Origin of the sequence: Imperialibacter sp. (genome assembly GCF_040222815.1) — a bacterium.
Lineage (GTDB): Bacteria > Bacteroidota > Bacteroidia > Cytophagales > Cyclobacteriaceae > Imperialibacter.
Genome location: NZ_JAVKCH010000048.1, coordinates 137,602 through 158,897, shown reverse-complemented (window position 1 = coordinate 158,897; position 21,296 = coordinate 137,602). Strand labels below are relative to the sequence as shown.

Sequence of the window (21,296 nt, the reverse complement as noted above, 5' to 3'; positions counted from 1 at the left end):
ACCAGCTTGCAATTCCCATTTATCTGGTTTGCTAAATATATGACTTAAGCACTTTGAATGAAACTTTAGCTCGTCAATCTTTCTCCGTCCATGCCTTTTGAAGAAATCTAAGCCAATTTCCGTGCATTACTTGTTCAATTTCTTTTTCAGAATAACCTCGCCTGGCCAGCAAATCTGGCACTGTTTGCAGGTCAGCTATCGTGTTTAAATCGTAGGGGCATTGCTCTTTTCCAAAGGCACCATCCAGGTCAGATCCAATGCCGATGTGCAGCGCATTGCCCGCTAGCTGACAGATGTGATCCATGTGGTCGATCATTTTTTCGAGGTTGCAATCCATCGCCCGGGGGGTCGATTGGCCCCGCACCCAGCCTGGCACCATCATCCAGGCATCCAGTGCTCCGCCGATGACAGCACCCCGGTCCACCAGCTCTTTGATTTGCTCGTCGCTGAACTGGCGGTTGTGGTTAACCAACGCACGGCAGTTGTTGTGGCTGGCCCAAACAGGCCCATGGTAGTGTTCCAAAGCTTCCCAAAAGCTGTCGTCGCACAAATGAGTAGCATCCAGAATAATGCCCAGCCGCTCCATTTCTTTCAACAATTCCCGGCCTTTTGGGCCAAGCCCTCCCGTGGCGTCGGTACCCTGAGCATAACGGCCGGGCCCATAATGCGCCGGGCCCAATGCTCTCAGCCCATAAGCATAGGCCCTCTCAAGATGAGCAACGGTGACGATGGAGTCTGCTCCCTCCAAACTCAAGATATAGCCTACAGGCTTACTCTCATTTGGCTGCCCATTGTTCCACATGGCGATATGCGTATCGAGTGACGAGAGGTTGGTAATCTGAGTCATTTCACCGGCTTCCTCCATGGCGTTGTACCAGGCTAGTTGGCCTTGCGTTTGTGCCCAGGCTTGCTCAGGTGAATGCCATCCGGGCAAAGGGTTGCCGGGTGCCACATAGCGGGCAATTTGCGTAGCCACCACCAGGCCTATGTTTCCCCGCCGCAGGTCAGGCAATGAAACTACAGCTTTCGCCCTATCTGGCTTGTCGGCCAGCCCCTCTTCCCTTTTATTGATGTTGGCTACTGAAAGTCTTATATCCCGGTTCCATTCCAGGGCGTTCATGGACAGGTCAAGGTGGGCGTCGATGGTAAACATAGAGGGTTTGAAATTTGTCGATTTCAAATTAGGAATTAGTCCCCTCTAAAAAAATATCAGGAGCCGGAAAGCAGTTCTATTGCCTTATCAAGCGCACTTTCTTCATCAACCTCCACATCAGGCTTGATACCGACAGCTTCCCAATTGGTTTTTGTTATGGGGTTGATGGCCCGACCAACAGGAATAATGGCCACAATTCCTTCTGAAATTGTGTACCGGTTGACCGGATGAGCCCCGCCGCCCGTTGTTTCACCCACAATGGTGGCTCGCTTGAGCGATTGCATATTGTAAGTAAACTCCTCAGCTGCTGAGAAAGTGTAGTCGCTCGTAAGTATCACAAGCGACTTACTGCTAAGATCGGGGCCTTCAATATCCTGCAGGGTGTAAAAATCGGTACTGGAATCCCTGTTTCGGAAATAAAGCGTGTTAAGATGAACAGGTTTACTTCTGTCAAAAAAATAACTGGAGATGAGCTGCACTGCGTCGGGCGAGCCACCACCATTATTACGAAGATCCAGGATCACAGCTTTGGCTCGTGACAGTATCGTCATTTGCTCAGTCAAGTCGGCCCTGAAGCCGCTACCCGGGTTATAGAAACCTGTAATGTCAAGGTAGCCTACCCGATCGAACAAAATCTTCGCCTTCCCAAACCCATTGGGGAAGCTGGGCACCTCCCTTCGATTAGAACTGCTTCTGCCCTGGCTGCCAAGCCAAATTCTCAAATGCTTATCATCGACTACCGACCTTACTTCCTGGTGTAGCAAATTGGCTAGTTGTTCGTCGGTCATCTCTCCATCAAACTTTCCTTCCTTCAGGCGCTTGAGCAGGTGTTCACTCATTTGCTCTGCCTTGTCCTCATAGATATAATTGTCTTTCAGCGCAGTTGCCAGGGCTTTCACCGTTGACTCTACATGTGGGGTTGGCCTGGCGTCACAAGCAAAAGCAGCCACTAAGAGACTGAAATAGAAGCATTTGATCATAGGGGTAAATATAAAACCATCGGCACTCGAAACGGCCCCCATTCCGGGGGATTTTTTCGCTGCCAGTTACTTTAAAGAGAAAAACATAAAATGGCTATATTGGCTACTTAACACCAAACCATCTATCATGCGGTCTTCCATTATTCTGCTCTTTCTCTGCGCAGTGCTGCTGTCTTGTTCTACCACTCCGGAAGAGAAGAAACCCAATATTATTTACATACTGGCCGATGACCTTGGCTATGGAGATGTCGGAGCTTACGGACAAAAGCTAATTCAGACGCCCAATATTGACGCACTGGCGAAGAATGGCATGAAGTTTACCCGTCATTATTCCGGAGCTCCGGTTTGTGCGCCATCGAGGTATGCACTGCTCACCGGCTTGCACATGGGGCATTCCTTCATTAGAGGTAATGACGAATGGCAGGAGCGGGGCGCCGTGTGGGACTTCGCAGCCATGCTGGCCGACTCAACCCTGGAAGGGCAGCGCCCGATACCCGACAGCACCCTCACCATGGGTGAAGTGATGCAGCAAGCGGGCTACAAAACGGCCCTTATTGGAAAATGGGGCCTGGGAGCACCTGCCTCCGAAAGCACACCTAACACGCAGCTCTTCGATTACTTCTGCGGCTACAATTGCCAGCGACAGGCACATAACCTTTATCCTACCCATATCTGGGAAAATGAAAGCCGGATTTACCTGAGCAATGCTTTCATGGCTCCTGGAGAAAAACTGGCGACGGGTTCTGATACGCTGGCTGAGTCGAGCTTTGACAAGTTTTACCAGGCTGACTACGCTCCTGGTGTCATGCATGAGAAGGCGCTGGGCTTTTTGCGTGAAAACAAGGACAACCCGTTCTTTATGTATTATGCTTCTCCCTTGCCTCACTTGCCTTTGCAGGTGCCGAAAGAGTACGTGGAAAAGTACCATGCCATTTTTGGCGACGAGCAGCCCTACCTTGGCAACCTGGGCTATTTTCCTCACCGCTACCCCAGAGCAGCCTATGCGGGAATGATCAGCTACCTGGACGATCAGGTGGGTGAACTGGTGGCAACACTGAAAGAATTGGGGATTTACGAAAACACGCTCATCATTTTCACCAGCGACAATGGGCCTACCTACACTGCCGGCGTGGACTTCGAGTATTTCAACAGCACCGGCCCATACACCAATGGCTATGGAAGAAACAAAGGGTTTGTTTACGAAGGCGGCATACGTGTGCCCATGATCGCAAGCTGGGAGGGTAAAATCAAGCCTGGCACTACCACCGACCTTGCGTCAGCTTTTTATGATGTAATGCCGACATTCTGCGAACTTGTTGGCATAGCCGCTCCGGCCAAAACAGATGGCATCAGCTTTTTACCAACTTTATTGGGAAGGGGCAATCAAGCTAAGCATGAGTTCCTCTACTGGGAGCTACTGGAGTACACTGGGCAGCAAGCAGTGCAAATGGGCGACTGGAAAGGCATTAGGAAAGGAATGTTTGAAGGCAACCTGGAAGTGGAGTTGTACAATTTAAAAAGTGATCCACAGGAACAAAATAACGTGGCGGCAGAAAACCCCGAGGTGGTAGCGCAGATTGAGGCCATCATGAAGCGGGAGCACGAACCAGCAGCGACTGAGAAGTTTAAGTTTGAGGCGCTTGGAGAGAAGTAGGGGCACGGATGAATGGTTGGCCATTCCGGAAATGGCGGACGCCAATCGGGTCAACATCACAAGGGAGACCCTTGCGATCTTGAGGGAAGTAGCAGGAAGTGCCCCTACGTAAGAGTGGGCGGCGAAGAAAACACATCGGACGCTACAAGAGGAATTTATGGTTAGCCATGTTTGTGGTGGCGGACGCCAATTGAATAACTATCACAAGGGAGACCCTTGCGATATTGAGTAGAACAAATAACTTATAACCTAACAACACAAATAACTATGAACCAACCATCCCTCTACCTCATCGTTACCTGGAAAGTAAAACAAGGCCAGGTTGGCACTGTGATCAAACACCTACAGGAAATGGTTCCGAAGACAAGAGCGGAAGCAGGCAACCTGTTTTACACTTTACATCAGGGCAAAGACGACGACCATACGATTGCCCTATACGAGGGCTACAAAGACGAGGCAGCGCTGCAAGCTCACCGGGATGCAGACTACTTTAAAGAAATAGTGCTCGGGAAAATCGTGCCGCTGCTGGAATCCAGAGAGGTGTTGCTGGCGCATCCTTTATAAGGCATCAAAATGAAGAATAGCGTAGATATAGAAAACGTATCAAAGAAGCTTCAGGTACAGATCGAAAACCTGAAGAATCGTTTGGAAAAGACTGCCAAGGCGTCCAAAGAGGCCGTTATTCTCAGAAAGGAAATTAATGGCCTCAAACCCATTAGATGAGGAAATAATGAAGTTTTGAGTGCTTTCACCCAAACAAATCGGAGCTCAAATACCGATCACCCCTGTCGCAGGTAATGCAGACGATCACACCTGACTCCAGCTCGGAAGCAATTTGCAAGGCAGCGTACAAAGCGCCGCCACTGCTCATGCCCGCCATGATGCCTTCTTCTCTGGCCATGCGGCGGGTCATTTCTGTGGCCTGTTCCTGGCTCACGTCCACTACCCTGTCCACTCTGTCGGGCTCAAATATCTTGGGCAGAAACTCGGGTGACCAGCGGCGTATACCGGGTATGCTGGAGCCGTCTGTCGGTTGAGTGCCAACAATCTGAATGTTGCTATTCTTTTCCTTCAGGTAACGGCTTACGCCCATGATGGTGCCTGTCGTGCCCATGGCAGATACAAAGTGGGTCACTTTCCCGTTGGTATCGTTCCAAATCTCGGGGCCCGTGGTTTTGTAATGTCCTTTCCAGTTGTCGGGATTAGCAAACTGATTGAGGATGGTATAGCCGTCCTCAGCAGCCATTTTATCGGCCAGCTCTCTGGAGTATTCAATGGTTTTGGCGGCTGGTGTTAAAATCACTTTGGCTCCGTAAGCTTCCATCGACAGCACACGCTCTTTGGTAGAGTTGTCAGGCATGATCAGGGTCATGTGCACACCCATTACCTGGGCAATCATGGCCAGGGCAATGCCTGTGTTTCCGCTTGTTGCTTCAACCAACTTGTCGCCTGGTTTTATATCGCCACGCTCCAAAGCACTTTTGATCATATTGTAAGCAGCCCGATCCTTCACACTTCCGCCGGGGTTTTGTCCTTCCAGCTTAGCGTAAATGGTCACATTCTTATTGGTTGGAATTTTTTCCAACGCTACCAATGGCGTATTGCCAATCAAGTCAAAAAGCTTCATTGAGCAGATTCTTTGAAGATGAGCAGATCAGTTTCCTGCGTGTCGCTGTTGTACATGCGGGCCTGGTAGTAGACTTTGGTGTTTGGAGCTACGCTACGAGTCAGCCAAACATTACCACCAATCACACTATCATGGCCAATAACGGTTTCGCCACCCAAAATGGTGGCCCCGGCGTAGATCACCACGTTGTCCTCAATAGTTGGATGCCTTTTCGTTTCCGCATCTTTTTTGTCGACGCTAAGGGCTCCAAGGGTCACGCCCTGGTATATTTTTACGTGGTCACCAATGATGGTGGTTTCTCCTATCACCACGCCAGTACCATGATCAATGCAGAAATGCTCCCCAATGGTGGCTGCCGGGTGAATATCGATCCCTGTTTTGCCGTGGGCGTGCTCTGTGATAATCCTTGGAATTACCTTCACACCAAGCTTGTGCAGCTCATGCGCAATCCTGTAGGAAGCAATGGCGTAAAAGCCTGGGTAGGTGCGAATTACCTCACTCTGACTCTTTGCAGCCGGGTCACCTTCGTACAGCGCTTTGATATCGTCAATGATTTTTGAGTGAACCTCCGGCAACGTATCGAAAAAAAGCTTCGCCACGTCTTCCAAATCCACCACACCCTTCATGGGGTTAAGGGTAAGCATCTCATCGAGCTCAATCTGAAGTTTTTTCAGGTGTATCTCGAGTTCCCGCCTCGACGAAAAAGCCCTCATCGAGAAGTCGGGGAACAGCGTTTCGAGCAAGTCAACAAAAAACTGTGATACCCTTTTAGGGCTAGGGCACCTGGGACACTCCTGGTGATCTTTATATAATTTATCTAGAAATTCCTTCTGCATGATGTATCAAACTGTTTTTAGAGAAAAGGGTTCCCGTCAATTCCATGAAAGGACAAGAATTGTCGCAAACTGGCATTCAACTGATGTCATTTGACTATCCACCCCCTTCCGATAGTAGTAAATATCGGGATAATTGTTATTTAACCCAGAACATCCGGCTACTTAAACAAATTCGTTATGAGCACATCAAACAAGCCATTGAGTAAAGCTATTGTTTTTGCTGGCTTTGCTACAGGCACACTGGATATCCTCTCCGCTTTCGCCAGTGCCTGGCTCCGAAATTCCACAAGCCCCTCAGCCGTACTCAAATTCGTTGCCAGTGGTGTTTTTGGTGTTGAAGCGCTCTCCGGTGGAGCAATGGTCGCAGTTTTCGGCTTGCTGTTCCATTACTTAATTGCCTTCGCATGGGCCACTCTCTTCTTTTTGCTTTATAGCAGAGTGTCAATTTTGCGAGCGGGCATCTTACTTCCTGCAGTCACTTATGGCCTCTGTGTGTGGCTGGTAATGAATCAGGTAGTGCTCCCGCTATCCAATACGCCTAAGTTCCCTTTCAACCTGACCTCAGCCATCATTGGTTCATGTATACTAATTGTGGCTATTGGTTTGCCAAATGTGTTGCTCGCCAGAAAACATTTTAGTTCCTGACAGGGGCTTCAGTCCACTTTCATAATTTCGCCTCTTGGCCCGACTCCCGCCTCGTTGAAAGGCTCTATCTGGAAATAGTAGGTTTTGTCCAGGTCCATGGCTGTGAAATAATGCTCATTGGCACCATACACCATGACGCTATTGTATAGCTTATCGGGTGCAATACCTGTGTAAATATTGTAGCCGGTGGCATCGGGCATCTGCTCCCATTTGAGCCAGGCATTGCGGCGTTCGCTGTCGCCACGGAGCACGATAAAATGCCTGACAGGTGCCGGAAGTGGCTTGTTCTGCTTACCAAAAACCCGGAAGCCACTAAGCGCAAACTTGCCTGTGGGCATATGAATGTTTTCCATCTTCAGGTAGCGAGCCTTAATGGGCTCACTGAATTCGATGTAGTCGTGAGGCACGTCTATTTTATTTTGTGCCTTGTTGGCAGCCACCTTCCATTTCTTGCCATCCTCTGAAATGTAGATAATGTACTGATGGTAGAAACCGGTCGGCTTGCCAAGGAAGTCAGCATCCTGATCGGCATAATTGATTTGAATGGCATTCACCTGGCTCACCTCGCCCAGGTCAGTTTGAAACCACTCTCCTTTGTTGCCGGTAGCAGCACTCCAATAGCTTTTAATACTTTCATCCACAGCTTGATTAGGCGCAAAACCTCCCAAAGTAGACGAGACTTGAACAGGCTTATTGTAGTTCAATAGCATCCAGCCGGTAAACCTGCTTTTTAAGTGATCAGCCGGGCTATTTGGCAGGTAGTGAGGATAGTCGCCGAAAGTGGTATTGCAATACAGGATGCCATCGTTATCAAACCCCGCTGGCCAAATGCCAAGGCGGCGTTCGAAGTTGTTCTTCACGCCGATGACTATCGTGGAAACATGCCACCAGTTGCCCGACAAGTCCTGATAAGTGGCGCCATGCCCGGCACCTCTGGCAAATCCTCCAGGCTTGTAGGCAAAAGGATTGTGCGACTGATACGTCCAGGGCCCAAGGGGTTTGTCGCTGGTGTAAACACCGTCGGCATAGCCGCTAAACTCCGTGCCGGGAGCGCCATATTGCAGATAATATTTGCCATTGTGCTTATTCACCCAGGCACCTTCCATAAAGGGGTCAAGAAAAGTATTGTCGGCGTGCTCTCCAAAGCGCTCCCAACCGTGAATGCTGTCATTTAGCTGGATCATGTCCACTCTCTCTCCTTTTGGCTGAAGCGTTTTTCGGTCAATTTCTATTCCGTACATGGGATAAAAATTGCTGGAGCCATAGTAGAGATACACCCGACCGTCGTCGTCTTCCAGAAAGGCCGGATCCCAGGCGGCGCCCTCAAACTTGTCAACGGCTTCAGTCCAGTCGTCTACTGTGGGGTTGGTGCTCATCCAAAGCGGAAACTCTTTCGTGTGCGTAGAACCAATGACATAGAGCGTATCGCCCAACACGAGCGTGGCTGGTGCACAGAGTTCATCGTAAACATCGTGCCATGGCTTCAGGAATTTGCGAGGCACAAAGTTCCAGTTGTACATATTATCACTCCACCAGTAGCCCCACTGATTTGTTGAGAAGAGATAGTATTTGCCTTTGAAAACAGTGATGACGGGGTCTGCTGTGGCCCGATGCCGACCCATTTCGCTGAAGTTGGGGATTGGTGTGTAGCCATAATCGATATTGATGGGATTGCAATAGGTGAACTGCTGAGCGAAAGAAGCAATACCAGTAAATAGCAGGAGGGCTATTAGGGTGAAACGTATCATAGGTATAATGAATAAGCAGAGTAAATATAAAAATAGTAAATATCAGAATTCGTAGAATTTCGGAATGGGCGGAATTGCCTATATTACAACAAGTAAATTCTGATGCAAACAACTGCTCAACGATACTACCCCTCCCGCAAAAGCGTTCTAGTCTGGCTCATTGTACTGCTACTTGCCTATCTCGGCACAGCCAACATCTACCGGTCTCTTGTATCGATGCACACCACTTCAATCTTTATCTCATTGGCTATTTGGATCCCCATTCTGGTCTTCATTCTCACCATATTTTTCGGCACCGGCTATGCCATTAAAGACAGTGTTCTGATTGTAAAAATCGGGCCATTTATAGCTGATAAAGTCGAGATAAAAGACATCTGGACGGCTCATCGCACCTACACCTTGCTGTCGGCACCGGCTAATTCCATCAGGAGACTCCGAATAAAGTACAAAGGTGGCGAAGTAGTCATTTCGCCTGACAGGGAAAACGAATTCCTGGAGGCCCTGAAGCAGCTCAATCCAACCATCGAAGTATTAGTTTAAAACCGCCTTATTGCCGGTCATCGCATCCTCGCCATAGATTTTTGATCATTATTGGTAAATTGGATTTTACTCAAGCTTAAACCGCTCCCAATGAAACCCATCAGTCAGTTGACTTTCGGCCTTTTGTTCGCCGCTTCCCTTTATTCTTGCAGCCCTTCTGCTCCCAAAGAAGCAGAGAAAAAGCGCCCCAATATCGTGTTCATCATGTCGGATGACCATGCTTATCAGGCCATTAGTGCCTATTCCAACAAGCTGATTGAAACGCCCAATATCGACCGGATTGCCAAACAAGGCATGTTGTTTACCAATGCCAGTGTCACTAACTCTATCTGTGCACCTTCCCGTGCCGTTATTCTCACGGGCAAGCACAGCCACCTGAACGGCAAAATTGACAACAACTTTCCGTTCGATACTACCAACGTCACCTTCCCGCAGCTTTTGCAAAAAGAAGGCTACCAAACGGCCATGTTCGGCAAGCTGCACTTTGGCAATAGCCCCAAGGGCTTCGACCAGTTCAAAATTCTGCCAGGCCAGGGCGCTTACTATAACCCAGACTTTATCACCAAAAACGAAGGCAATATCAAGGTGGAAGGCTACGTGACCGACATCATCACGGACATGACACTCAATTGGCTGGACAAAGAGAGAGATGCTGAGAAGTCCTTCCTGCTCATGTACCTGCACAAAGCCCCGCACAGAGAGTGGTTACCAGCGGAAAGGCACTACACAGAGTATATCAACAAAACATTTGAAGAACCTGCTACGCTGTTCGACAACTACGAAGGCCGTGGCTCTGCAGCCAAAGAGGCTGAAATGAACCTGCTCACCCACATGAACTGGGCGGGCGACTCCAAGATCTACCCTGAGGTGATGGACGAGTTGGGCATCCCTGAAACTGCCAACTGGGACAAAGCCGCCTTCAAGAGAGAAGTGGGCCGCATGAATCCTGAGCAGCGGGCCAAATGGGATGCGGTGTATGGCCCCATGAATGAGGAGTTCAAGAAGAACTACCCCAACATGACCCAGGAAGAAAAGATGAAATGGCGCTACCAGCGCTATATGCAAGACTACCTCGGATCGATTGCCTCCGTGGACGAGGGTGTGGGCAAGGTGCTCGACTACCTGGAGCAAAATGGCTTAGCTGAAAACACCATCATCGTTTACACGTCCGATCAGGGCTTTTACCTGGGTGAGCACGGCTGGTTCGACAAGCGTTTTATTTACAACGAATCATTCAAAACCCCATTGTTGGTGAAGTGGCCAGGGGTGATTCAGCCGGGCACTACCAACACCCAAATGGTGCAAAACCTCGACTTTGCACCTACGTTGCTATCAGCCGTAGGCGCAGAAGTGCCAGCCGACATGCAGGGTGAGAGCCTGATTCCACTCCTGAAAGGCGAAAACGATACATTCAAAAGAGACGCCGTTTACTACCACTACTACGAATACCCGGGTGTGCACATGGTAAAACGCCACTATGCCATAGTCACCGAGGAGTATAAGCTGGTACATTTTTACCACGATGTGGACGAATGGGAGCTCTACGACCGCAAAAAAGACCTCCAGGAAATGACCAACGTGTACGACGATCCGGCCTATGCCGATGTAGTGAAAGACCTGAAGGAAAAGCTGGCCGGGCTAAGGGTGAAGTACAAAGACTCGGAGGAGCTGGATCAGATGTATATTGAAAAGTATAAAGAGCTCAAGTAAGCCTTTCGGTCATAAATGAAACCGGAGCCCAGTGGCAACGGAGAAAAGATTGGGAGCGATTTTGAGTGGCTTTGTGCTGTAGTTTACCGGCTCACCCAGGCTAAGACCTTCAGTGGAGGCTCTGGTATACACATCCTGCTCAAGCAATATTTGGATCGATAAGTTCGGGTTAATGAAGTAAGATGCCTGTGCCATGAAGGCAAGACCCGGCACAAGTGTCGTGCGTCGTTCTTCGTCATACACAAAAACCTCAGGAAACGAGGAGGAGCCGTATGTTTCCGTCGCCAGGTAGGTGTTGCTAAAAATCAGCCCGGCGCCACCGGATAGCTGAAAAGGCGTGCCAACAGCTCTGTAGTACGGCCTTAGGTGGTACATACCATATAATTTGTGGCTGCTCTGGAACATGTAAACGGATGTTCTGATCTCGTAACCATTCCTGCTTCCGTACAAGTTTACCACATCGCCATACTCATTCTGGAAGTCATAACCCACTTCGAGTGTATCGCTCAGCGAGTAAGAAACGCCGATTCTAAATATGCCATCATGTCCTCTTCTGCTGTCACCATATCTGCTATCAAACTGCAAAGGGCTGTAGTCCTTCTCGATTTTTCTACTCATGCCAGTTAGCCCAAGCCCATAGGAAAGGCCAAAGTGAAACCGGGGGCTATACTGAGGGTGTCTTCGTGATATCGGTGTCTCCGTGAAGCTATAGTTACGAAGCCTTTTCTTACCCTTTTCCGACGGCCGTATCAAATGCACATCCTGGTTGGTAAATCGTGAAAGCCTGTCTATCGGCAGCTGGAAGGCAGCCTTATCACCCCCCACCTCATAATCAAGATGCACGCCTTTGGCGCCATCCACAATACCGGCTACAATGCCCACCGGGGGAACTAACAGCACCGATCCGATCACCAGATCAAACCCCCGACCAAAGTAGCCAGGTTCGTTGCTGAAAACGTAGGTAGCCCACAATGATTCTCCGACCAATGCGCCCCAACCAAAACCTCTCCAGAAACTGCCCTTCTTGAAATAGACAATCCTATCGATTTCTTCAGCCCTCAGCTCCTCCACCAACAGTTCATCTCGTTGTTGAAAATGAAGAAGCCCGTTTTCCTTATCAAAATCGAGTAAAAAACCAGCAACCTCGGTTCCATCTGTCTTTATCGCTTTTATCAGCACAATTTTTCTGTCATCAACAGGCAAAGCAGACTGACCAAAAGCAGCGCAACCATGCCACAGAGCGACACAAAAAAATACGCCTTGAAAATAGTGTTTATACATTTTCGAGAGAAACAAATCCAAAAAATCCATGAAAATTAATCATTAGCCATAAATAAAAGCCGTTTGATCAAATAAATAAAATAGTAGCGTAGTCGGCGGGATATGCAACATCAGGCGCAACCCACCAAAGCTGAAGATTGTGGAACTAAAGCCCGGAAGGGCCGTTATGAAGTCAATAGGATTGCCAAAATATGGATGCTATGAATACCATTCATCTATTTGGACTTAGAATAGATGAGCCCATTGTTACCATCACCGACCTGCTGGTCTCTGGCCTGTGTATTTTTTACTTTTATAAGCTTCAAAAATCGGGCAGAGCTGAGAAAGTATTCACCTGGTTCAAATACTATTTCCTGCTTATGGGCATTGCCACAGCGTTCGGTGGCTGGCTTGGGCATGCGTTTCTCTATGCCTTTTCCTTTGGCTGGAAGCTACCCGGCTGGGTCATCAGTATGTTCGCCATCATGCTGATTGAAAGAGGCGCAATTGAACACTCCGGAGTGCTTTTCAAAGAGTCTGCCGTCAAGATACTGAAAGTGATCAATATCATTGAGTTGCTCACATTCCTGAGCCTCACCATATTCACGCTCAATTTCTTCTTTGTTGAGTTTCATTCCGGCTATGGCCTGATGTTCGTGGTGTTGTCGTTTGAAGGCTACCTCTACTTAAAAACAAAAAACCCGGCGAGCAAAAGCATCCTCATCGGCATTGCCTTCGCTGCTTTGGCAGCACTTGTCTTCATGAACAAGCTGTCCATCCACCAGTGGTTCAATCATTTGGCACTTAGTCACGTGCTGATGGCTGTGGCTACCTTCTTTATTTATAAGGGAGTGCAAAAAATTGAAATGAAATCCAGTAAAGTACTAGTATAATTTGACTGCATTTTTTTTCAAATAATTTTTTTAACTAAATTTATCTCATCCTATCATTTTTTACACTCCCATACTATGAAACTACCTCAACTATTATCAGCTCTTTTCTTTGTCACAATTGTTCTTTTTTCCGCATCACACTCATACGCTCAAGAAGCTCCGGTTTTTCGTAGGAACGCAATTATTGCAGAACTGGGTGGAACAGGGGTTTTTGGCTCGATCAGTTACGAAAGACGTATACCCTTGAAGAATGGTGCCATATTTGCACCTTCCATAGGAATAGCTCCAGCTTTTCCAGAACACAGCAAAAATGTTGACTCCAAATTTTACATGATTCCCCTTCAGCTCAATTGGTTGATGGGAAAATCTACCAGCAAGCTAGAGTTAGGCTTTTCCATCAACCCAGCCTATACCACAGGCGTAAGTTTTGCAAACACTCCTGAAGAAAGATCACACAAGCAGGTGGGAGCACTCCCCAGTTTTAGAGTAGGTTACAGGTATATGGGGCGCAAAGGGTTGGAGATTCGAGCAGGATACACACCAATTGTCTTCATTAATCCCTGGGCGGGCGTTAGCCTGGGCTACAGTTTTTGATATCTAGGAGAGATCAATCCATTTCTAATATCCAATTACACCAATATGAAAACTGAGAGCTAGCACTTTCAGGTACTGGAGGAAAAACAGTAGAAGCCCGCTTTTGCAGTTCAGGCGTTTGTCTAAAAGGATATTTGTCATGAATTAGCATTCAGTGCATAAAATCTATAGCCCTTTCGCTCGATATCTCTTATATTTAAAGTCTACTTAAACCATGCTTAACGATGACATTGAATAGAAAAGATTTCCTACGGACAGCAGGTCTTGCGGGTGCCGGGATGGTACTTGCGCCAGCCCTTAGCTCCGCCAAACCAGCCAGGGCCAGCAAATACACTTTTCAGCTTGGCCTTGCCAGCTACACCTTTCGTGAGTTTTCGCTGGATACCACCATAGAATACACCAAGAGGCTTGGCATTTCCAAGATTGCACTAAAAAGCATGCACCTGCCGCTTGATTCTTCAGAGGCAGACATCAAAGCGGCTGCAAAGAAAATAGCCGATGCAGGTCTTGAGTTGTACGGTGCAGGCGTCGTTTACATGAAAACAGAAGCCGAAGTGAACCAGGCGTTTGCCTATGCTAAGGCAGCAGGCATGAAAATGATCATTGGCGTGCCCAACTACGACCTTCTGCCACTTGCTGAAAAGAAGGTGAAAGAGACAGACATCAAACTGGCCATCCACAACCATGGCCCGGGAGATGACCTTTACCGCAGCCCTAAGGATGTTTACGAAAAAGTGAAAGGGCTCGACAAGCGTATTGGCCTTTGCATGGACATTGGCCATGTGGTGCGTATTGGAGAAGATCCGTCGGTGTGGGCTGAAAAATTCAAAGACCGCATTTACGACATCCACCTAAAGGACGAAGACAAAGCCCAGGAAGATGGCAAGCCGCTTGAGATTGGTCGTGGTGTGACAGACATACCGGCGTTCCTGAAAACCATGATTAAAGTAGGCTACACCGGCTATATGTCGCTGGAGTATGAGAAAGACGGCAAAGATCCGCTAGCGGGTGCTGCCGAGTCTTTCGGCTATGTGAGGGGAGTGCTCAAGGTGATTTAATAGACGCTTCTTCCAGTTGTCATATCAGGATAAGATATATTTTTCCTGATATGACAACGCTTTTTTCCAATCCACCCCGATATCATCAAGTTCGATTTCGCCTCACTTAGAAAAACACCCTGAACATCATATTGGGTGTAAGCTTTAATCCAGCCTGATTGATAGTTTTTAAGTTACCGTCGTCAATGCGATAATAAGTTCCCAATACATTTTCGTACCCCGTCAGATTCCAAATCGAAAAGCCAGCCTGCCCCCGAGCCCTGGCTCCCAAAGCAAATTTATACCTGCCTGACAAGTCAATACGGAAGTAAGGGCTTACTCTGGCTGCATTGGGGATGTCGTAACTGATGCTCCCACTGACAATCGGGTTACTCGAATTTACGTGAGTATAGGGCCTGCCAGAATGCCAGCTAACGCTTGTTGATGCTTGAAAGCGGTCATTGGTGTAGCTGGTACCAACCGTCAGATTGTGTAAAATATCAAGGTTATTGGGGAAAGCGCTCACCGCTAGTTGAGGAAAGTTATATCGGTTTTTGGCCAACGCATAACTCGTCCAGGCAGAAAGCTTTTTGAAGTCTCTTTTCACCAGCAAGTCCACACCAAACACCTGATAGCTGCCGCTTGATCTCAGGTACTGAAACTGGTTTTGAAACCCCTGGCTGGACGTAATTATGCCTTTGACCAGTTTGACGTAAGGCTCTGCGCTAATCAACCACCTATCAGGAGAATACAGCAAACCCACCGAAGCCTGTTTGCTGCGGACAAGTGGGATGCTCTCCCCATTGGAAAGAACCCATCTTCGTTTCTCGACACCTAAAAAATCGTTTTGCAAATCGATCACCTGGGTAGTAAACTGGCTTTTTTGCTCAGCCAGCACTTCAAGTGCAACATTTTCGGCCAGCTTCTGATGAATGGCAAGGCGAGGCTCCAGGGTAAATTGATCGAGCGTAGAGTAGTAGTTGGCACGCAACCCTCCACTTATGTTGGTATTGTTTGATGGCGTAGAGTGATTGACATCAACAAAAAGCACCTGGTTTCTGTTGACCTCCTTTATGTATCTCCGAAAAGCCGGATTGCTCAGCACTTCCAGATTACCAATGCCTACCTCTGTGAGTTGCACACCCCCGGTCACATCGGTAGTTGCATTAATAAGCAGCCGGGTGTCAATTTTGAAACCTATATCCAACACCTCATTTTCCTGCTCCAACCGCTGGCTGTTAGGAATATCGTTGTTAACACCCCTGAGCCTGTACCATGAGACAGGCAGGCTAAGCGTTGACTTCACCGAAGGACTCCAGTGTTTTTCATATTGAATGCCCGAAGCCATGCTCTGCTGAGTAAGACTGCTTGTCTTTGGCTCACTTACACCATTTACTTCGGCATTTTCAGTATAGATCAAGTCATTAAAAATTTGCAGAAAGCTGAGACTTAGCTTGTCGTCGTCTGAAATCTGGTAGTTGCCTTTTATCGTTAAATCATAAAAATAGAAGTCTTCGTTACTATTCAACAAGCTATCGCCCGCCGAAGCGCTGGCGACGTCGGTGTTGCGAAACGCCCTATCAAAGTAGTTATTGTATGTGGGTGTTCTTGCAATATCGGCTATAGACCTGCGGCCAGCGACACTTATTGAAGCCCTGGAAGATAATGGTGCAGTAAGATAACCGTCTACACTTAGCAGATTGATGCCGCCACCGCCACTCCACTCTTTGGCGATGTCGTCGTCGGGTTTGATCTCGATGGTGCCTGACACCCCTTCGCCCAGACGGGCACTGGTTCCATTTTTTGTCAGGATTACTTTGTCAACAAAATAGGGGTTAAAAGCAGTGATAAGGCCATAAAAATGACTGGACTGATACATTTTTATCCCGTCCCAAAGAATAAGGCTTTGATCATTACTCCCACCTCTTATGTTGATGTCGGACACCGACTCGTTGGCACTTTGTATACCCGGCAAAGCCTGCATGGTGTAAAGCACATCTGGCTCACTCATGCCTGGCAGCACCTGTAGTTCCCGGGTTTTTACCTCAAAACCCCCAGAAACGGTTTTACTCACTCCACCAACGAGATAATTGGAGATAAGTACCTCTTCAAGCTCAACTGTTTTGGGAGTGAGGTTGATGGTCAGGCAATCCGTAATTTTTTCTTCAACCAGATCTATTTCCAGGGGTTGATACCCCAGATGCCTCACACGCAAGGTGGATGCTGGTTCCTCAAGCGCTAACTCAAAATATCCTTCCAAATTGGTCACTGCAGAAGCTGACCGGTGTCGTACCATGGCTGATATCACAGGCTCGTTGGTTCCAATGTCTATCAGGTAGCCACAGAGCACCCTGGGGATAGCCTCCGGCTTCCGTATGGCAACGAATCGATCATCCAATTGCTCGAATTCCAAATCGGTGACCTCCCGCAGGTAGTTCAAACATTGCGTTAGGCTCAGGTCATCAGCCGGAAGGTCAACAAAATGGTCTGCAACATTTTTATCTGCATAGGAAAATGCAATTCCATACCTGGTTTCAAGAACTTTGAGAACCGATAACAACGAGTGGGCATCATCTTTTTGCTGGCCAAAAATGTGTGCCGCTAAAAAAAGCAGAGGTAGAAAGAGAAAAAATTTTACTTTTTTATCGATCACCAGACAAACGAACCAGGTTCTCTTCAAGGTCAAACTTTATATTGAGCGGAAGCGTGATTGATTGCAGAGCAAGTTCTATGTTGTCGTGCGTAAAGCTTCCGGTAAATACCTGATTGACATCCACATGAACCAGGTTTACCTTAACGCCATACTGCCTTTTAAACTCCTCCACCACCTGACCATAGGGCACACTTTCAAATCTGCTCTCGTTACCCATCCAACCGGGGCCATCGCCGGCACCTAACTCCAAAGCTGCTGACAAACCACCTATCAAACGCCATCCCTGACCTTTTTTTAATATTTGCTCAGAGCCATTTGACCGAACTTTCACAGCTCCTTCATAGCATTGCACTTCAAAATACCCTGCTCTGCTCTTCACATTGAACTGCGTACCCACAACGGTTACTGTGCCCGATGATGTTTTCACATCAAAACGGGAGCCATGGGAGACTTTAAAAAAACCTTCGCCGCTTAATTCAACTACTCTGGCTTTGTTCCACCGGCTTTTACTATAGGTAAGACTTGAGGCGTTGTTCAACACAACCTCTGAAGAATCGGGCAAGTAAGTCGTGGTTTTCGTGGCCGCCAGCACCTTGATTGTCTCATCTCCCATCGACATGTAGCCTATGGCAAGTGCGGCGCTAAGCACCAGCAACAGAGATGCAGCTATCTTCAAAAAAGCGTTTCGTCGCCATATCGGTACAACGCCCGCTGGCTGAGAGGCGGTAGGCAACTTTTTCTCTTCCGCTTCAACGTCGTAGTCGGGAGCTTTCATCTGTTGCAGAATACCGTCCATCCGCTGTAGTTTTCGATATGTTTCGGTTCCCTCGAACGACAGCCGTTCCGACTCTGAAAGAGCTCCGGCGAGCCATTTTTTTACCAAGTCTTCTTCGTTCATAATTTTTACTTCTTAATAAAAACAGATGAATACAAGAATCTCCTACCTGCCACATTTTCTATTCATTCAAAAATCACCCAGCTGCTCCCTTATAATTTTGTATGCTGTGTATATCCTCTTCTCAACTGCCTTGCGACCTATACCCAGCATATCGGCAATTTCCTGGTGCTTTTTGCCTTCTACCCGATTCAACATAAAAGTCACCCGCTGATCCTCGGTCAAGCTTTCGAGCGCAGCGTGAAGTCGCTGCCTGTATTGCTCTTCCTCCATCGCAAACTCAGGCGACTCAAGTGTGTATCGCTTTGCTTCTACGGTATCCTGATACCGCAACGCCGTCTTTCTTTTTGCCAGCTCATTTAACATTTGGTTGTTGGCCACAGTAAAAAGGAAGGCCCTTGCCTTTTCTGGTGGTACGTTCTTGCAGTTATTCCATAATTTCACGAAAGCTTCCTGCACTATGTCTGCAGGATGGTTTCCTGCACCGTACTTATAATAGAGAAAATCATGAAGGTCTTTGGAGAGCTCTCTGAAAAGTGTTTTAAACCTGCCTTCATCACAAACATTTCCCTTCTCATGGCTCATATGAACCCCAATTTAACAAAGTTTAGGTTTTCCGGTAGGAGTTTTCACCGCCAGCCGGTTTTATTATCGAAAGCTTGGCAAAAAGCTATGGAGAGACAATTTACATTTTTCAAGCAGGCTATTTTGTTATTGTGCGTGGTGATGACGGTGGTCTCTTGCCAGGAGCCTTCGGAGGATATTACCGCACCCGACAAAGAAATTGCTTTCAACAAAGGATCCGTCCTTGGGCAGCTGCTACAAAAAATGTCGCTAAAGGATGGCTCTGACGATAATGTAATCGATAATGCCAGTTGTCTGACACTGACGCTACCGGTAAAGGGAAGCTTCAGGGGAAAGGTATTTACTGTCAGCACGCAGGCTGATTTAACTGTTTTACAGGACATATATTATTTAAACCCTTACCAGTCAGACCGTTTTTTATTGGACTTCCCCTTGCGTGTGATCAAATCCGATCACACGGAGGTGGCAGTTTCCAGTCAGGAAGAGCTAGACATGCTGGCAGCCCAATGTGCGGCCAACGGGCTTGACGATGACATCGAGTGCATCGACATAGAGTACCCGATCTCCATAGCCACCTATAACCTGCAAAACCAGATTGCCGACAGCCGAACAGTGACCAACGATGCCTCCCTTTTTCGGCTTTTAAGTGAATTCGGCGACGACGACCTTCTTTCTATTCAGTTTCCTATCCAGGCTATTACAAGCACGGGCGCTCAGGCGATTGCAGGCAATACTGCGTTACAAAATGTGTTTGATACCGAACAGGATGCCTGCGATGAGGCAGATAGAATCTTCTACAACACAGGCCTGCCACTCGCCATTGGAAAGCTGGAGCTACTGTTGACTGATGCCCCCTTCCCAACTGACTTGATTGAAGAAGCTAACGTCACAATTTTTAAAATTGAGGTGAAGACTGGTGTGGCAAATGACACGATACCGTTTGTCACAATATTTAACGAGCCGACGACCTTCAATTTACTCGATCTGAGTAATGGCATCACAGCAAGGTTAAGTGAAACAGCATTGCCGGTGGGCTCATATTCGTTTTTTAGAGTATATGTCACCGATGGAAGTGTGCTGCTGAAAGACGGGCAACTATTCGATCTCAATATTCCATCAGGCGACAAGAATGGCATTAAGGTGAAACCAGCCACTGATATTGAAATAAAGGAGGGCGAAAATGCCAGCTATTTACTGGATTTTGACGTTAGCAGCAGCTTTGTGGTGAGAGGCAATCCAAACACCCCCGCCGGCATCAATGGGTTCAACTTCAAGCCTGTGATTCGGGCGGCCGATCAATTTGCCACGGGTACTCTTTCAGGCACCATTAGCGACACGGGTGGCCTGCTCCTGTCGGGAGCGCAGATAACCTTATTTGCTGCCGACACGCTTCACACCACAGCGCTGAGCGGCAAAGATGGCGAGTTTACCATCCTCGGTCTCGCCCCCGGAGATTATCAGGTGCAGGCAGAATTAACCGACTACGAAACGTCAACTCTTGAGAATCTATTGATCGAGAAAGGAAAAGAAACTACAGTCAATATCGATCTGACCAACAATTGATCAAACCAGTTATTCTTTTACAACAAAACAAAACTAATGAGAACGAAGAACATTTTATCATCATTTATTGCCATGGCTATTGTTGCCGTATTTGTGGGGTGCAACAATGATAGTGACTCCAAAGGAACCGGACAGATAGTAGTAAAAATGACTGACGCACCTTTTCCAAGCGATTTGGTGAGCGAGGCAAACGTAACCGTTACTAAAATTGAAGCCAGACAGAAAAGTGGAGATTCAGAAAGTGCCTTTATAACCATCATGGAAGGCGAGGTATCAGCCAACCTTCTCGACCTTACCAACGGTGTAACCGAAAACCTGGCAGATGTAGAAATTCCCGAAGGAACCTACGACCTCATCAGAGTGTACGTAGCGGATGCCACGGTGGTATTGAGCGACGGCACTACTTTTGACCTGAAAGTACCCAGCGGCTCTTCCTCGGGCATTAAAATATTCGTGAAGCCTGGCATTGAAGTAGCGGGCGGCCTTACTGCCGAACTATTGCTCGACTTCGACGTTGCCAGCTCTTTTGTAGCCAAAGGCAGCACCAGTTCTCCATCTGGAATCACCGGGTTCAGCTTCAAGCCTGTTATCAAGGCCTCCAACCAATCTTTTGCCGGCCGGCTGGTGGGCGCTGTAACAACCGAAGTGGAAGGCGAAACTGAAACTGAAATAGTGGCAGTGGGCGGAGCCACCGTGTCGATTTATGCTGCCGACACCCTCAACACCACCGCTCTAACCGCCGAAGATGGTACCTATACGGTGCTTGGCTTGCAGGCTGGCCTCTACGATGTAACGGTAGAAGCGGGCGGGTTCGCAGCCACTACTTCCGATGGAGTGGAGATTGTGGCGGCTAATGCTACCACCCAAGATTTTGTACTCAACCAAGAATAAAAAGAAGTTTAAGATACCGTATTAGCACGGTA

At 47.9% G+C, this 21,296-nt stretch carries 21 protein-coding genes; 12 read left to right on the top strand and 9 right to left on the bottom strand.

Annotated elements, in window-relative coordinates:
* Positions 1-73 precede the first annotated feature (73 nt).
* Both RIF36_RS23645 and RIF36_RS23640 read right to left on the bottom strand, forming a co-directional pair.
* Positions 74-1,153 carry a dipeptidase gene (locus RIF36_RS23645; protein ID WP_350120185.1) on the bottom strand — a complete coding sequence of 360 codons (1,080 nt, stop codon included), beginning with the start codon at positions 1,151-1,153 and terminating at the stop codon, positions 74-76.
* A 56-nt stretch (positions 1,154-1,209) separates the two neighbouring features.
* Positions 1,210-2,175, bottom strand: coding sequence for a S41 family peptidase (locus RIF36_RS23640; RefSeq protein ID WP_350120188.1), 966 nt, complete (start codon positions 2,173-2,175; stop codon positions 1,210-1,212).
* 85 nt (positions 2,176-2,260) lie between these two features.
* On the opposite strand from RIF36_RS23640, the gene RIF36_RS23635 reads away from it, so the two are divergent.
* The 4 genes from RIF36_RS23635 to RIF36_RS23620 all read left to right on the top strand — a co-directional run bounded on the left by RIF36_RS23635 (position 2,261) and on the right by RIF36_RS23620 (position 4,510).
* Positions 2,261-3,787: an arylsulfatase gene (locus RIF36_RS23635; protein ID WP_350120191.1), complete on the top strand. Its 1,527-nt coding sequence runs from the start codon at positions 2,261-2,263 to the stop codon at positions 3,785-3,787.
* Positions 3,774-3,899, top strand: a complete 126-nt coding sequence (locus RIF36_RS23630) for a hypothetical protein (protein WP_350120194.1) — start codon at positions 3,774-3,776, stop codon at positions 3,897-3,899. Before RIF36_RS23635 ends, RIF36_RS23630 begins: the two co-directional genes overlap by 14 nt.
* 155 nt (positions 3,900-4,054) lie before the next feature.
* The gene (locus tag RIF36_RS23625) at positions 4,055-4,351 is read left to right on the top strand and encodes a putative quinol monooxygenase (RefSeq protein ID WP_350120197.1); all 297 of its coding nucleotides are present in this window, start codon (positions 4,055-4,057) and stop codon (positions 4,349-4,351) included.
* A 9-nt stretch (positions 4,352-4,360) separates the two neighbouring features.
* Entirely contained in the window at positions 4,361-4,510 is a 150-nt protein-coding gene (locus tag RIF36_RS23620; RefSeq protein WP_350072150.1) for a hypothetical protein, read from the top strand.
* Positions 4,511-4,535: 25 nt separating this feature from the next.
* Here the strand turns inward: RIF36_RS23620 and cysM are convergent, their stop codons facing one another.
* Together cysM and RIF36_RS23610 are read right to left on the bottom strand one after the other, a co-directional pair.
* The gene (gene cysM / locus RIF36_RS23615; RefSeq protein ID WP_350120200.1) at positions 4,536-5,414 is read right to left on the bottom strand and encodes a cysteine synthase CysM; all 879 of its coding nucleotides are present in this window, start codon (positions 5,412-5,414) and stop codon (positions 4,536-4,538) included.
* Positions 5,411-6,250, bottom strand: coding sequence for a serine O-acetyltransferase (locus tag RIF36_RS23610; RefSeq protein WP_350120203.1), 840 nt, complete (start codon positions 6,248-6,250; stop codon positions 5,411-5,413). Before RIF36_RS23610 ends, cysM begins: the two co-directional genes overlap by 4 nt.
* A gap of 177 nt (positions 6,251-6,427) precedes the next feature.
* Here RIF36_RS23610 and RIF36_RS23605 point away from each other — a divergent pair, with 177 nt between their 5' ends.
* Positions 6,428-6,895 (top strand): DUF1440 domain-containing protein, encoded by a 468-nt coding sequence (locus RIF36_RS23605; protein ID WP_350120206.1) that lies wholly within the window; start codon positions 6,428-6,430, stop codon positions 6,893-6,895.
* An 8-nt stretch (positions 6,896-6,903) separates the two neighbouring features.
* Here the strand turns inward: RIF36_RS23605 and RIF36_RS23600 are convergent, their stop codons facing one another.
* On the bottom strand, positions 6,904-8,643 hold the full coding sequence (locus RIF36_RS23600) for a family 43 glycosylhydrolase (RefSeq protein WP_350120209.1): 1,740 nt from the start codon (positions 8,641-8,643) through the stop codon (positions 6,904-6,906).
* Between the two features lie 102 nt (positions 8,644-8,745).
* Between RIF36_RS23600 and RIF36_RS23595 the strand changes: the two genes are divergently transcribed.
* Both RIF36_RS23595 and RIF36_RS23590 read left to right on the top strand, forming a co-directional pair.
* Positions 8,746-9,183, top strand: coding sequence for a PH domain-containing protein (locus RIF36_RS23595; protein WP_350120212.1), 438 nt, complete (start codon positions 8,746-8,748; stop codon positions 9,181-9,183).
* A 90-nt stretch (positions 9,184-9,273) separates the two neighbouring features.
* Entirely contained in the window at positions 9,274-10,893 is a 1,620-nt protein-coding gene (locus RIF36_RS23590) for a sulfatase family protein (RefSeq protein ID WP_350120215.1), read from the top strand.
* A 9-nt stretch (positions 10,894-10,902) separates the two neighbouring features.
* On the opposite strand, the gene RIF36_RS23585 is transcribed toward RIF36_RS23590, so the two are convergent.
* Positions 10,903-12,174: a hypothetical protein gene (locus RIF36_RS23585; protein WP_350120218.1), complete on the bottom strand. Its 1,272-nt coding sequence runs from the start codon at positions 12,172-12,174 to the stop codon at positions 10,903-10,905.
* A gap of 200 nt (positions 12,175-12,374) precedes the next feature.
* On the opposite strand from RIF36_RS23585, the gene RIF36_RS23580 reads away from it, so the two are divergent.
* From RIF36_RS23580 to RIF36_RS23570, 3 genes are all read left to right on the top strand, one after another.
* A complete protein-coding gene (locus RIF36_RS23580) occupies positions 12,375-13,046 on the top strand; it encodes a DUF6962 family protein (protein ID WP_350120220.1) in 672 nt (223 codons plus the stop codon).
* A 330-nt stretch (positions 13,047-13,376) separates the two neighbouring features.
* Positions 13,377-13,640 (top strand): hypothetical protein, encoded by a 264-nt coding sequence (locus RIF36_RS23575; protein WP_350149684.1) that lies wholly within the window; start codon positions 13,377-13,379, stop codon positions 13,638-13,640.
* Positions 13,641-13,864: 224 nt separating this feature from the next.
* A complete protein-coding gene (locus RIF36_RS23570; protein WP_350120226.1) occupies positions 13,865-14,698 on the top strand; it encodes a TIM barrel protein in 834 nt (277 codons plus the stop codon).
* 106 nt (positions 14,699-14,804) lie between these two features.
* Here the strand turns inward: RIF36_RS23570 and RIF36_RS23565 are convergent, their stop codons facing one another.
* From RIF36_RS23565 to RIF36_RS23555, 3 genes are all read right to left on the bottom strand, one after another.
* Positions 14,805-17,357: a TonB-dependent receptor gene (locus RIF36_RS23565; protein ID WP_350120228.1), complete on the bottom strand. Its 2,553-nt coding sequence runs from the start codon at positions 17,355-17,357 to the stop codon at positions 14,805-14,807.
* The gene (locus tag RIF36_RS23560) at positions 17,320-18,228 is read right to left on the bottom strand and encodes a FecR family protein (RefSeq protein ID WP_350120231.1); all 909 of its coding nucleotides are present in this window, start codon (positions 18,226-18,228) and stop codon (positions 17,320-17,322) included. Before RIF36_RS23560 ends, RIF36_RS23565 begins: the two co-directional genes overlap by 38 nt.
* 66 nt (positions 18,229-18,294) lie before the next feature.
* Positions 18,295-18,810, bottom strand: a complete 516-nt coding sequence (locus RIF36_RS23555; protein WP_350072138.1) for an RNA polymerase sigma factor — start codon at positions 18,808-18,810, stop codon at positions 18,295-18,297.
* An 87-nt stretch (positions 18,811-18,897) separates the two neighbouring features.
* Between RIF36_RS23555 and RIF36_RS23550 the strand changes: the two genes are divergently transcribed.
* Both RIF36_RS23550 and RIF36_RS23545 read left to right on the top strand, forming a co-directional pair.
* Complete coding sequence (locus tag RIF36_RS23550; RefSeq protein WP_350120234.1) at positions 18,898-20,373, top strand: DUF4382 domain-containing protein; 1,476 nt, start codon at positions 18,898-18,900, stop codon at positions 20,371-20,373.
* 36 nt (positions 20,374-20,409) lie between these two features.
* Positions 20,410-21,264: a DUF4382 domain-containing protein gene (locus RIF36_RS23545; RefSeq protein WP_350120237.1), complete on the top strand. Its 855-nt coding sequence runs from the start codon at positions 20,410-20,412 to the stop codon at positions 21,262-21,264.
* The last annotated feature ends 32 nt before the right edge of the window (positions 21,265-21,296 follow it).